Raw genomic sequence first — 12,769 nt, 5'->3', positions numbered from 1 at the left:
GGGTCGAATGTGGTGGTCAGTCCTCGCCCATGGCCGCTCGGCGCGCGGCGTTCTGGCGGTCCAGTTGACCGCCCTTGACGAAGCAGAAGACCCACAGCGCCAGGAACACCACGGCGACCGCGAACATGAACGGTTCGATGAACCCGGTGGCGAGGATGGCCGCCTGCAGCAGCCACCCGAACCATACACCGGCCGGGTTGCCCGTCAGACGTGAGGCAGCTGCGAGGACGATGATCGCGCCGATGCCGCCGCCGAAGGCCGCTGCGGGCGGAAGCGTGCCCTTGCCGAACACGACGAGCATGGGGAAGAAGAACATGATCGCCTCGAGCACCAGGGTGATCGAGAGCAGGCTCTCCTGCGCCCCGCGTTCGCGGCGCGGCTTCCGGGTGCGCGGTGCGCGGCCCGGCCGGGAGGCCCCTGGTGCGTCCGTCACTTCGCCTCGCCTTCGCGGTGCACGAGGTCCATGACCGCGCCCACCATCACGATGGAGCCCGCGACGAGCACGAGGGCGTCCTCGGCGTCCGCCTCGTCGGCCAGGCTGCGCGCTTCCTGCAGTGCGGACGCCAGGGACGGCTCGACGACGACGCGGTCCTCGCCGACCTCGTCGACGACGACCCGGGCGAACTCGTCCGCGTCGAGCGCTCGCTCCCCCGGCGGCTGCGTCACGACGAACGTGGCGACGGTGTCCTTGAGCGCGCGGACGAACCCGCGGGCGTCCTTGTCTCCGAGGATCCCGACGACGCCGACGACGTGCTCGGACGGGAACGCGACCGGCAGCGCCTCGGCCAGGGCCTTCGCACCGTGCGGGTTGTGCGCGGCGTCGACGACGACGGTCGGGTCGGTCGCGATGGGCTGCAGGCGACCGGGGCTCGTCGTGCCGGCGATGCCCTCGGACAGGACGTCCTCGTCGAGGGCCTGGGCCCCGCGGCCGAGGAACGACTCGACCGCCGCGATCGCCACGGCGGCGTTCTCGGCCTGGTGCCGGCCGAACAGCGGCAGGAACAGGTCGTCGTAGCGGCCGGCGATGCCCTGCACGGTGATGAGCTGTCCGCCCACGGCCGGGGTGACGTCGACGACGCTGAATCCCTGCGAGCTCGGCCTGCCCGCCGCTTCGCGACGGTCAGGTACCGGCTCGAAGGGGCCCACGGCGCCCTCGACGGCCAGCGTGGACTCGGTGAGTTCGGCGGCGCGCTCGAGTTCGGCGAGGGCCTCGGGGACCTGCCGGCTCGACACCACGGCGGACGACGGCTTGACGATGCCCGACTTGGTGCGGGCGATCTCGGCCACCGTGGCACCGAGCTGCTTCGCGTGGTCGATGGCGATCGGCGTGAACACCGACACCTGGCTCTGCACGACGTTGGTGGAGTCCCACTCGCCGCCCATGCCGACCTCGATCACGGCGACGTCCACCGGCGCCTCGGCGAAGCACGCCAGGGCGAGCACGGTGAGCGCCTCGAAGAAGGTCAGCGGGAGTTCGCCCTTGTCGGCGAGCTCGCGGTCGGTGATCTCGAGCACCGGGGCGATGTCGTCCCAGTTCTCGACGAACCGGTCCGCCGCGATCGGCTGACCGTCGATCACGATGCGTTCCCGGATCGACACCAGGTGCGGGCTCGTCATCAGGCCGGTGCGCAGACCGTGGGCCCGGACGATGCTCTCGATGGTGCGCGCGGTCGACGTCTTGCCGTTCGTGCCCGTCACGTGGATCACCGGGTACGCCAGGTGCGGGTCGCCGAGCAGCTCGACGGCGCGGCGGGTGGCGGTCAGCCGGCGCTCGGGGGCCTGTTCACCGATGCGGGCGTACAGGGCGGCCTCGACGCGGCGGACCTCGTCGTCGTCGCCCCCGTAGGGCACGGCGTCGGCTGGAGCGTCTCCGGAGGGGCCGACCGGGATCCGGATGCCGTCCTCGTCGCGGCCGTCGAACTCGTCGTGTCCGACGAACTCCTCGTTCGCCTCGTGGCCGTCGTACTGGTCGTCGTCACTCATGCGCGTGCTACCTCCACGGATACCTTCGCACCGTCACCGACGTCGGTGGTGGTGTCGTCCGCCCCGAGGGGCTCGATCTCGACGCTCGTCGCGAGGGTCTCCCCCGCGATGAGCTCCTGGTGCGCGCGGACCGCGCCGTCGGCCGTGTCGTCCACCCGGAGGGTCAGGGCGATGCGGTCGCTGACGTCGAGGTCGGCGTCGCGGCGGGCCTGCTGGACGGCGCGGACGACGTCGCGGGCGAGCCCCTCGGCCTCGAGTTCGGGCGTGGTCACGGTGTCGAGCACCACGAAGCCGCCCTCGTCGAGGAACGCCACGGCCACCGAGGCGTCGGCCACGGTGAGGTCGAGCGAGTACTCGCCCTCGATCAGGTCGACGCCGCCGACGGTCACGCCGGAGTCGGTCGCGGTCCAGTCGCCCTTCTTGGCTGCCGGGATCACCTGCTGCACCTGCTTGCCGATGCGGGGGCCGGCGACGCGGGCGTTCACGGTGAGCTTCCGCTCGATGCCGTACTGCGCCAGCGACTCCTCGGCCTGCTCCTCGAGCACGACGCGCTTCACGTTGAGCTCGTCGCGCAGGATGTCGGCGAACGGTTCGACCGCCGCCGGGTCCGGCACCACCAGGGTCAGCGTGGCGAGGGGCAGCCGGACGCGCTTGCCGGTGGCCTTGCGGAGCGCCAAGCCCTTCGAGGCGACGTCGCGCACACGGTCCATCGCGTCGACGAGGGCGTCGTCGGCGGGGAACTCGTCGGGGTCCGGGAAGTCCGTCAGGTGGACGCTGCGCCCGCCGGTCAGGCCCTTCCAGATCTCCTCGGTGACGAGCGGCGCGAGCGGGGCGGCGACCCGGGTCAGGGTCTCGAGCACGGTGTACAGCGTGTCGAACGCCGCACGGGTCTCGGCGCCGGCATCCGCGTCGGCCCCGGTCCAGAACTTGTCGCGCGAGCGGCGGACGTACCAGTTCGTCAGCACGTCGGCGAAGTCGCGGACGGCCTGGGCAGCGAGCGGGGTGTCGAGCGCGTCGAGGTGCGTCCGGACGTCGGTGACGAGGACCCGGGTCTTCGCGAGCAGGTACCGGTCGAGCACGTCGGTCGAGTCGGTCCGGCGCTGGGCCCGGTACCCGTCGGGACCCGAGGCGTTCGCGTACAGGGTGAAGAAGTAGTACGTCGACCACAGCGGCAGCATGAACTCGCGGACACCCTGGCGGATGCCCTCTTCCGTGACGACGAGGTTGCCGCCGCGGATCACCGACGAGGACATCAGGAACCAGCGCATGGCGTCGGCGCCGTCGCGGTCGAAGACCTCGGAGACGTCCGGGTAGTTCCGGAGCGACTTCGACATCTTCTGGCCGTCCGAGCCGAGGACGATGCCGTGGCTGATGACGTTCCGGAACGCCGGACGGTCGAACAGCGCGGTGGAGAGCACGTGCATGACGTAGAACCAGCCGCGCGTCTGCCCGATGTACTCGACGATGAAGTCGGCCGGGCTGTGCGACTCGAACCACTCCCGGTTCTCGAACGGGTAGTGCACCTGGGCGTACGGCATCGACCCGGAGTCGAACCACACGTCGAACACGTCGGTGATCCGGCGCATCGTCGAGTTGCCCGTGGGGTCGTCGGGGTTCGGCCGCGTCAGATCGTCGATGAACGGGCGGTGCAGGTCGACCTCGCCCTCGGCGTTCACCGGCAGGCGGCCGAAGTCGCGCTCGATGTCGGCGAGCGAGCCGTACACGTCGGTGCGCGGGTACTCGGGGTCGTCGGACTGCCACACCGGGATCGGCGTGCCGAAGTAGCGGTTGCGCGAGACCGACCAGTCGATGGCGTTGCCGACCCACTTGCCGAACTGGCCGTCCTTGACGTTGTCCGGCACCCAGTTGATGTCCTGGTTGAGCTGGCCCATGCGGTCGCGGAGTTCGGTGACGCGGACGAACCACGACGAGACGGCCTTGTAGATGAGGGGCTTCCGGCACCGCCAGCAGTGCGGGTAGCTGTGCTCGTAGGACGCCTGGCGGAGCAGTCGCCCGGCGTCGCGGACGGCCTTCGTCAGCGGCTTGTTCGCGTCCGACCAGAGCATCCCGGCGACCTCGCCGAACTGGGACGTGAAGACGCCGCCCTCGTCCAGCGACAGCACGACGGGGATGCCGGCTGCTGCGCAGACCTCTTGGTCGTCGGCACCGTAGGCCGGGGCCTGGTGGACGATGCCGGTGCCCTCCCCGGTCTCGACGTACTCGGCGACCAGGATGCGCCAGGCGTTGTCGTACCCCTCCTGCTCGGCCAGGAAGTCGAACAGGCGCTCGTACTCGACGCCATCGAGCTCGGCGCCCGTCAGCGTGAGCGCGACGGCGGCGAGCGCCTCGTCGCCCGAGGCGTAGCCGAGCTCCTTCGCGTGCGCGGCCACGGTGTCGGACGCGAGGAGGTACGAGGCGGAACCCGCTTCGCCACCGTCAGCCGCGCCTCCAGGGCCCGCCGGGACGACCGCGTACGCGATGTCCGGGCCGACCGCGAGGGCGGCGTTCGTCGGGAGGGTCCAGGGGGTCGTCGTCCAGGCGAGCGCACGCACACCGGTCAGGTCGAGCGCGGAAGCGCGGTCGCCGTGCAGCGGGAACGAGACCGTGACGGACTGGTCCTGGCGCATCTTGTAGACGTCGTCGTCCATGCGCAGCTCGTGGTTGGAGAGCGGCGTCTGGTCGTTCCAGCAGTACGGCAGGACCCGGAAGCCCTCGTACGCCAGGCCCTTGTCCCAGAGCTGCTTCCACGCCCAGAGCACGCTCTCCATGAAGGTGACGTCGAGGGTCTTGTAGTCGTCCTCGAAGTCGACCCAGCGCGCCTGGCGGGTGACGTACTCCTGCCACTCGTCGGTGTACTGCAGCACGGACTTCTTGGCGGCGGCGTTGAAGACGTCGATGCCCATGGCGTCGATCTCGTGCTTCTCGGTGATGCCGAGCTGGCGCATCGCCTCGAGCTCGGCGGGCAGGCCGTGGGTGTCCCAGCCGAAGCGGCGGTGCACCTGCTTGCCGCGCATGGTCTGGTAGCGCGGGAAGACGTCCTTGGCGTAGCCCGTCAGCAGGTGCCCGTAGTGCGGCAGGCCGTTGGCGAAGGGCGGGCCGTCGTAGAAGGTCCACTCCGGGCAGCCCTGTCGCGCGTCGATGGACGCCTGGAACGTGTCGTCGCGCTTCCAGAAGGCGAGGATGCCCCGCTCGACGGCGGGGAAGCTCGGCGAGGGGACGACGCCATCGGCATCGGCGTTCAACGGGTACGGCACCGGGACTCCTTGTGGGTTCGCTCGATCTCCACGAGGACGGAAGCAGGTTCCGCGGTACCACCTCGTTTGCCGCCCAACGTGCGCTGTGCGACCACTCTGTGTCGGGGGTGGTGACGGTCCCGAACCCGCCCGGTTCTACTGACGGAGGCGCTGATGCGCTCCGCGTTCTTCCGGAAGCTCCCCGGTGATGGCCGGATCGACGCTCTTGGAACACGACTTTACCGGACGGGAGCATGCTTGAGTGATGCCCGCAGAAGAACGCCCCGAGTCACTCGTCACCGTCCTGATCGCGTTCGGGGCGAACCTGCTCGTCGCGATCGCGAAGACGATCGCCTCGCTCGTCTCGGGTTCGGCCTCGATGGTGGCCGAAGCGGCGCACTCCTGGGCGGACACCGGCAACGAGGTGTTCCTGCTCGTCGCGGAACGACGCGGCGGCAAGAAGCGGGACACCGCGCACCCGCTCGGGTACGGACGCGAGACCTACATCTGGTCGATGTTCGCCGCGTTCGGCCTGTTCACGGCCGGTGCGATCGTCTCGATCTACCACGGCATCTCGGAGTTCGGGGACACCGGGCCGGCCGAGGACGTCGTGCTCAACTACGTCGTGCTCGGGGTCGCGTTCCTGCTCGAAGGCACGAGCTTCCTGCAGGCCTACCGGCAGGCGCACGGTGCCGCGACCAAGCGCAAGGTCCCGGTGCTGCGGCACGTGCTGCAGTCGTCGAACCCGACGCTCCGTGCGGTGTTCGCCGAGGACGCGGCGGCGCTGATCGGCCTGGTCGTGGCGTTCCTCGGGGTGTTCCTGCACCAGGTCACCGGGCTGGCGGTCTTCGACGCGCTCGGCTCCATCGCGATCGGTGTGCTGCTGGGGGTCGTCGCGATCGTCCTGATCGACCGCAACCGCCGGTTCCTGCTCGGCGAGAGCACGTCCCCCGAGCTCGAGAACGCGGTGCTCGTCGAGCTGCTGGGCCGGCCGCAGGTCGAGCGGGTCACCTACCTGCACCTGGAGTTCGTGGGGCCGTCGCGGGTGTACCTCGTCGCGGCCGTCGACCTGACGGGCAACGAGACCGAGGAGCACGTGGCGGTGCGGTTGCGTGACGTGGAGAAGTCGCTCGAGGACAGCCCGTACATCGAGGAGGCCGTCCTCACCCTGAGCTACCCGGGCGACGAGTCGCTGGTGCCGACCGACGGCGACGTGCCCGAGGTCGTCCGGGACGGCACGGCTTCGGACGTGGCGTCCGGTGGCGCGGGGACCCTGCGCACGGAGTGACGCGTCCGAGGCCGGACGGGTGGGTGTCGGGCGACCTTCGGGCGGTCGGGAGGGTCGTGGCTTGTCCGAGAAACGCCGTCGTGTTCCGCTGACGCCGCCAGGTCGCCAACACACCGCCGAACGTGGCGGCGTCTCGCGAGTTGCGCGGCGTCTTGCGAGGACGCCGGCGTGTTGCGCGCACGAGAACGCGGCCCACCACCGGACTGGAGGCGCGGCACCAGCCCGCAACGAGCCTCCCGGCCCGCCACCGGCTGCGCCCACCGCACCACGCCGGCGTCTGCGCATCACGCCGGCGTCACCGCGAGACGCCGCCACGTGCGCGAGACGCCGCCGAATTCGGCGGCGTCTCGCGGGGAACGGGGCGTGGTGCCGACACGACGGCGTCTTGCGTCAGGACTTTCGCGCTACACGATCGCGTCTCGTCGCGGCGAGACGCCGGCGTGTCAGCGGGCGTCGAGGCCCGCGACCACCGGGGTGAGCGCCGCCGCGACGTACTCGACGAGCGCACGGCGGCCGACCCCGTCGGTGGCCCACACCCCGAACGCAGCGGCGGCGGCCCCGAGCATCGCGCCGGACACCGTCTGCGGCCAGAGCGAGCGCGACTGCTCCCCCGTGCGGCCCGCGACGAAGGCGGCGACGGCCTCGTGCTGCGCCGTCACCCGGACCGCGACGCCCGCCACCAGCTCGGGCCCGATGCCCATCACCTCGGCCTGCGCGACGGCCCACGGAACCCGCTCGGGGTCGTGGGCACGGGCTGCGGCGAGGAGCGCCTGCTCGACGGCCCGGACGACGCTCGGCTCGGTCGACGCTGCGAGGTACCCGGGCAGGCCGGCGACGGCGGCGTCGAGCTCGAGCCACATCACGTCGGCCTTCGCCGGGAAGTAGTTGAAGAACGTCGCGCGGCTGACCCCGGCGCGGGCGGCGATCTGGTCGACCGTGGTGCGTCCGTACCCCTGCTCGAGGAAGAGCTCGGCAGCGGCGTCCGCGAGCACCTCGGCGCTCGATCGTCGGGGGCGGCCACCGCGGCGGATCGGTTCGTCCATGGGCCCCAGTAAACCGCTAGACTCGATCCGCCATGATCTTGGACTCAGTACAGAAAACCCTCACCGCAGTCGCGGGCGCCTCGGCGGTCCTGCTCGTCCTGGCTGCCTGCAGCGGGCCGGGCACGAGCACCGGGAGCAGCACCCCGGTTGCGGGCGGCACGCTCACCTACGCCTCAGGCGACGCCGAACCGACCTGCCTCGACCCGCACGTCGGCGGCAACTACCCGCAGGCGCTCCTGGCGACGCAGTACATCGAGGAGCTCGTCGGGCTCGAGGACGGCAAGCCGACACCCGAGCTCGCGACGAAGTGGACCACGAGCGACGACGGGAAGACCCTGGCGTTCACCCTGCGTGACGACGTCTCCTTCACCGACGGCACCCCGTTCGACGCCGCTGCGGTCGTGGCGAACATCGAGCACGTGCAGGACCCGGCCACCGCCTCGAGCACCGGCTACCTGGCACTGCAGTCCATCACGAAGGCGACCGCCACGGACGAGCACACCGTCACGCTGACGCTGAGCCGGCCGGACAGCGCGCTGCTCGAGTCCTTCTCGCAGCCCTGGGTGGGCATGGAGTCCCCGAAGGCGCTCGAGCGCGAGCAGGCGACGAACTGCGAGTCCCCCGTCGGCACCGGCCCGTTCCGGGTCACCGGCTGGAAGCACGGCGACCGCGTCACCCTGACGAAGAACACCGACTACTGGGGGGCGACGAAGCCGCGCCTGTCCGGCATCACGTGGCGGTTCCTGCCGGACTCGACCTCGCGCTACGCCGCGCTGCAGTCCGGCCAGGTCGACGTGATCGACAACGCCCAGCCCGACCAGCTCAAGGCCGCGTCGGCGAAGGGAGCGATCCGCGACCTCGACGCCCCGCGCCCCGGTGCCTCGAACCGGCTCGAGCTGAACTCCGGTCACGGGGTCTTCCGCGACGAAGCGGTGCGCCAGGCCTTCATCGCCGGTGCCGAGATCGACCCCGGCCTGCAGTCGCTGTTCCTCGGCACCGCGAAGCGCTCGTACTCGGTGCTCTCGAGCGCTGAGCCGCTCGCGTACTCGGAGAAGAGCCGGTTCGACCACTCTCCGTCCAAGGCGAAGCAGCTCCTCGACGACGCCGGGTGGAAGGTCGGCTCGGACGGCATCCGCGAGAAGGACGGCCAGCAGCTCACCGTGACGTTCCCCGTCTCGACGAACCAGTCGGTGCCGGCCGAGCGCAGCCTGTTCCAGCAGATCCAGGCGTCCGAGAAGGCCGTCGGGTTCAAGGTCGTGCTCGACGAACTCGACCTGTCCAGCTGGTACGCCGCCCTCGCAGCGAACGAGTACGACCTCGTCAGCGCCCCGTACACGAAGGTCGGCCCCGACGTCCTGCGCATCCTGTACGAGAGCGCGAGCATCGAACCGGCACCGTCCGGCTACTTCGCGAACCTCGCCCAGCTCGACGACCCCGCGCTCGACCGGCTGCTCGAGCGGGCCGCCCGCACCTCGGACGCCGACGAGCGCGCCGACCTGTACGAGCAGGCCCAGAAAGCGATCCTGGCGAGCGGCACGGTGCTCCCCCTGTACGACCAGCAGAACCACTTCCTGGTGCGCTCGGCCGTGCACGGCATCCAGACGACCCCGGTCTCGACGCCCTGGTTCGGCACCGCCTGGATCGACCGCTGACCCGGATGCGATGGGTCTGGTGGGCCGTCCGGCGGCTCGCCGGGGGCATCGGCGTGCTCTGGGCCGTCGCGACGATCGTCTTCGTCGCGATCCGGCTCATCCCCGGTGACCCGGCGCTCGCGATCCTCGGCGGACCGGGCTCGCAGGCCTCGGCCGAGGCCGTCGCCCAGGTCCGCCACGAGTACGGCCTCGACCAGCCGGTCCTGGTGCAGTACGCGGTGTTCCTCGGACGCCTGGTGACCGGCCAGCTCGGGGACTCGTACGCCTTCCGCACCCCGGTCGCGACGCTCCTCGCCCAGCAGCTGCCCGTCACGCTGACGCTCGCGGTCGCCGGCCTCGTCGTCGCCTGGGTGCTGGCGATCATCGCCGCGTGGGCCTCGACGCAGCGCGGCCGGATCGCCGCCGGGCTCACCAGCGCCCTGAGCGTCACCGCGAGCGTGATGCCGCACTTCTGGCTCGGCAGCGTGCTCATCGTGGTGTTCGCCACTTCCCTGGGGTGGGTGCCGGCGGTCAGTGACGGCACCGCGCGCGGGTGGGTGCTCCCGGTGCTGACCGTGGCCGTGCCGGTCGCCGGGTACCTGGCCGAGACCGTGCGCGACGGCGTGGTCGACGCGCAGCGCTCGGCCTTCGCACTCGCCGCCCGGGGCCGGGGCGAGACCCGCGTCGGACTGTTCGGACGCCACCTGCTCCGGCACGCAGCGCTGCCCGGGATCGCGCTGTCCGCGTGGGCCTTCGGGTCGCTCGTCTCCGGAGCCGTGGTCGTCGAGTCCGTGTTCGCCCTGCCCGGCATCGGCCGTGCCCTCGTCACCGCCGTCACCCAGCGGGACATGCCGCTCGTCGCCGGCATCGCGATGGTGTCGGCGGCAGCGTACGTCGTCGTACTCGCCGTGGCCGACCTGGTCGAGCGTGCCGTCGACCCGCGCAGCACCGCACGGAACGCGACCTCCCGCCCTGGCGACGCGCGACGCCGTGGACCCGGCCGTCCGGCGGGCGCGCGGTGAGCGGGATCGCCGACCCGGGCCTCCAGACCGGAGCGCCCGGCCACCAGACCGCCGCCGGCACCGAGCGCGTCCGTGGGGGGACGCTCGGCGCCGGCGGCATCGCCGCGGGGGTGGTCGTCCTGGTCGCCGTCGTGGCGGCGGCGTGGCCCGCCCTGCTCGGCGGCGGGGACCCGCTCGCGGTGCACCCCGCAGACGCCCTGGCTGCGCCCAGCGGCGCGCACCCGTTCGGCACCGACGAGTCCGGCCGCGACGTCCTGGCACGGGTGGTCGCGGGGACCCGGGCATCGCTCGTCGTCGGCGTCGCCGCGACCCTGATCGGCGGCGGCGTGGGCGTCCTGCTCGGCGTCGTCGCCGGACTCGGTGCCGGGGCCGGACGACCCGGACGCCTGCTCGACGCCGTCATCGGCCGCGTCACCGAGGTCGCGTTCGCCCTGCCGCTGCTGCTCGTCGCCCTGGTCGTCATCGCCGTGACCGGTCCGGGTCCGGTGCCGGCGGTGCTCGCGGTCGGGTTCGCGACCGCTCCCGGCTACGCCCGGATCGTGCGCGGCCTGGTCCGGACCGCCCGGAGTTCGCAGGTGGTCGAGACGGCGGTGCTGCTCGGCCGCTCCCCCGCCCGCACCGTGGTCCGGCACGTGCTGCCGACGGCGCTCTGGCCCGTCGTCGCCGTCGCCACGCTCGGCGTCGGGCAGGCGGTCGTGTGGGCCTCGGCGCTGAGCTACCTCGGCGTCGGCACGCCCCCGCCCGCGCCGGAGTGGGGCGCGATGCTCGCCGACGGTCGCACCTACCTGCAGACCGCGCCGTGGATGAGCACCTTCCCCGGACTCGCGATCGTGGTGCTCGCGACCGCCGTCACCGTGCTCGGCCGGGCGATCCGACGGACCGGGGCCACGCGGTGAGCGCCGTCCTCGACGTCCGCGGGCTCACCGTCGCCATCGGTGGCACCCCGATCCTGCACGGTGTCGACCTGCGCGTCGACGCCGGCGAGTGCGTCGCCCTGGTCGGGGCGTCCGGCTCCGGCAAGACCGTCACCGCCCGCGCCGTGCTCGGCCTGTCCGTGCCCGGCGCCGCCGTGCAGGCCGACGTGTTCGCGGTCGACGGTGTCGACGTCGACGGGTACACGGACCGGCGGTGGCGCCGGCTGCGGGGATCACGGGTCGGCTACGTCGGCCAGGAGGCCCTGGGCGCGTTGGACCCGCTGCGCCCCGTCGGGCGCGAGGTCGCCGACAGCCTCCGCCTGCACACCGAGATGCGTGCGGCCGAGCGCGTGGACGCCGTGCGCGACGCCCTGACCGCGGTGGGCCTCGACCCGGACATCGCGACCGACGGTCGGCTCGCCGGAACGCTGTCGGGCGGGATGCGACAGCGGGCCCTCATCGCCGCGGCCACCGTCGGGTCCCCCGCGCTGCTGGTCGCCGACGAACCGACGACCGCGCTCGACGCCGGGGTCGCCGTCACCGTGATGGAGCAGCTGCGGGCGGCGCAGACACGGGGCGCCGGACTGCTCGTCATCACGCACGACCTGGGGCTCGTCGCGGGGTGGGCCGACCGGGTCGCCGTCGTGCACGAGGGCCGGATCGTCGAGGAGGGCGCGGTCGCCGAGGTCTTCGCGGCACCGACGCACCCCGCGACCCGGGCGCTGGTGCGCGCGGCCGGTGCTGCGGCGGCGCCCGCTGCCGTTCCGCCCTCGCACGGTTCGGAGCCGACCTCGCACGGTGCGAGGGGGGTGCTCGCGGCGCAGGGACTCTCGCGGGGGTACGGCGAGCTGCTCGCGGTCGACGACGTGTCGTTCGGGCTCGAGCGGGGACGGGTGCTCGGGGTGATCGGCGCCTCGGGCTCGGGCAAGACGACGCTGGCGCGGATGCTCCTCGGGCTCGAGACGCCCGACGCCGGCACGGTGACGCTCGACGACGAGCCCTGGGTCCCGCTGCCCGAGCGCGAGCGACGCCCACGACGGCACCGGCTCGCGGCCGTCGTGCAGGACCCCGGCGCGACGTTCGACGAACGGTGGAGCGTGGAGCGGGTCCTCGCCGACGCGTTCTCGCGCGGTGACGAACGGCGGGCTCGCGATGCGCTCGGCGAACGGGTCGACGCGGCACTGCGGCAGGTCGACCTCGACCCCGTGCTGCGGTCCCGCTCCCCCCGCACCCTGTCCGGCGGGCAACGGCAGCGGCTCGCGATCGCCCGCGCCCTGGCGACCGACCCCGAGGTGATCGTGCTCGACGAGCCGGTGACCGCCCTCGACGCCACGGTGCAGGACGCCGTGCTGCGGCTGCTCGAACGGCTCCGCGACGAGACCGGGGTGGCGATGGTGTTCGTGTCGCACGACCTGCGAGCGGTCCGTCGGATGGCGGACGACGTCCTCGTGGTGCACCGCGGCGCGGTCGTCGAGCACGGACCGGCCGCCGAGGTCTTCGCGCACCCCGCCCACCCGGTGACCACACGGCTGCTGCACGCCGCCGAGCGGCTGGCAGCGGGCCCCGCCGCCGACGGGTCCGCCACCGACCTCACGGGCTGAGCGACAGTCCACGCGCGCTCGCGCCCGTGGACTGTCGCTGCGCGCGTGACGTCA

The 12,769-nt window shown here is 72.5% G+C and carries 9 protein-coding genes; 5 read left to right on the top strand and 4 right to left on the bottom strand.

Annotation, left to right across the window (positions count from 1 at the left end; genetic code table 11):
• Positions 1 to 16 precede the first annotated feature (16 nt).
• From DEI85_RS05150 to ileS, 3 genes are read right to left on the bottom strand one after another with little or no spacing between them, the layout of a single operon-like run.
• Positions 17 to 433, bottom strand: coding sequence for a DUF4233 domain-containing protein (locus DEI85_RS05150; RefSeq protein WP_111123092.1), 417 nt, complete (start codon positions 431 to 433; stop codon positions 17 to 19).
• Positions 430 to 1,983 (bottom strand): bifunctional folylpolyglutamate synthase/dihydrofolate synthase, encoded by a 1,554-nt coding sequence (locus DEI85_RS05145; RefSeq protein WP_181436301.1) that lies wholly within the window; start codon positions 1,981 to 1,983, stop codon positions 430 to 432. The genes DEI85_RS05150 and DEI85_RS05145 overlap by 4 nt, the downstream gene beginning before the upstream one ends.
• Positions 1,980 to 5,237, bottom strand: coding sequence for an isoleucine--tRNA ligase (gene ileS / locus DEI85_RS05140; protein ID WP_111123091.1), 3,258 nt, complete (start codon positions 5,235 to 5,237; stop codon positions 1,980 to 1,982). The genes DEI85_RS05145 and ileS overlap by 4 nt, the downstream gene beginning before the upstream one ends.
• A gap of 244 nt (positions 5,238 to 5,481) precedes the next feature.
• Here ileS and DEI85_RS05135 point away from each other — a divergent pair, with 244 nt between their 5' ends.
• Positions 5,482 to 6,504, top strand: a complete 1,023-nt coding sequence (locus DEI85_RS05135; protein WP_111123090.1) for a cation diffusion facilitator family transporter — start codon at positions 5,482 to 5,484, stop codon at positions 6,502 to 6,504.
• 443 nt (positions 6,505 to 6,947) lie between these two features.
• Here the strand turns inward: DEI85_RS05135 and DEI85_RS05130 are convergent, their stop codons facing one another.
• Complete coding sequence (locus tag DEI85_RS05130) at positions 6,948 to 7,547, bottom strand: acyl-CoA-like ligand-binding transcription factor (RefSeq protein WP_111123089.1); 600 nt, start codon at positions 7,545 to 7,547, stop codon at positions 6,948 to 6,950.
• A gap of 32 nt (positions 7,548 to 7,579) precedes the next feature.
• Here DEI85_RS05130 and DEI85_RS05125 point away from each other — a divergent pair, with 32 nt between their 5' ends.
• Genes DEI85_RS05125 through DEI85_RS05110 form a run of 4 tightly spaced genes read left to right on the top strand, consistent with a single transcriptional unit; the run spans position 7,580 to position 12,715 of the window.
• A complete protein-coding gene (locus tag DEI85_RS05125; RefSeq protein ID WP_111123088.1) occupies positions 7,580 to 9,199 on the top strand; it encodes an ABC transporter substrate-binding protein in 1,620 nt (539 codons plus the stop codon).
• A 5-nt stretch (positions 9,200 to 9,204) separates the two neighbouring features.
• The gene (locus tag DEI85_RS05120; protein ID WP_110859217.1) at positions 9,205 to 10,200 is read left to right on the top strand and encodes an ABC transporter permease; all 996 of its coding nucleotides are present in this window, start codon (positions 9,205 to 9,207) and stop codon (positions 10,198 to 10,200) included.
• Positions 10,197 to 11,096, top strand: coding sequence for an ABC transporter permease (locus tag DEI85_RS05115; RefSeq protein ID WP_110859216.1), 900 nt, complete (start codon positions 10,197 to 10,199; stop codon positions 11,094 to 11,096). Before DEI85_RS05120 ends, DEI85_RS05115 begins: the two co-directional genes overlap by 4 nt.
• On the top strand, positions 11,093 to 12,715 hold the full coding sequence (locus tag DEI85_RS05110) for an ABC transporter ATP-binding protein (RefSeq protein ID WP_110859215.1): 1,623 nt from the start codon (positions 11,093 to 11,095) through the stop codon (positions 12,713 to 12,715). The genes DEI85_RS05115 and DEI85_RS05110 overlap by 4 nt, the downstream gene beginning before the upstream one ends.
• The last annotated feature ends 54 nt before the right edge of the window (positions 12,716 to 12,769 follow it).

It is taken from the genome of Curtobacterium sp. MCBD17_026 (genome assembly GCF_003234895.2).
In the GTDB taxonomy this organism is placed as follows: Bacteria; Actinomycetota; Actinomycetes; order Actinomycetales; family Microbacteriaceae; genus Curtobacterium; species Curtobacterium flaccumfaciens.
Note: the sequence above shows the minus strand (reverse complement) of the source record. Positions and strands in the feature narration are given on the sequence as shown.

What these genes read in the sequence shown, in the direction of transcription:
- DEI85_RS05135 (WP_111123090.1), top strand. Translation starts at nt 5,482, where the DNA reads ATGCCCGCAGAAGAACGCCCCGAGTCACTCGTCACCGTCCTGATCGCG.
- DEI85_RS05120 (WP_110859217.1), top strand. Translation starts at nt 9,205, where the DNA reads ATGCGATGGGTCTGGTGGGCCGTCCGGCGGCTCGCCGGGGGCATCGGC.
- DEI85_RS05125 (WP_111123088.1), top strand. Translation starts at nt 7,580, where the DNA reads ATGATCTTGGACTCAGTACAGAAAACCCTCACCGCAGTCGCGGGCGCC.
- DEI85_RS05130 (WP_111123089.1), bottom strand. Translation starts at nt 7,547, where the DNA reads ATGGACGAACCGATCCGCCGCGGTGGCCGCCCCCGACGATCGAGCGCC.
- DEI85_RS05145 (WP_181436301.1), bottom strand. Translation starts at nt 1,983, where the DNA reads ATGAGTGACGACGACCAGTACGACGGCCACGAGGCGAACGAGGAGTTC.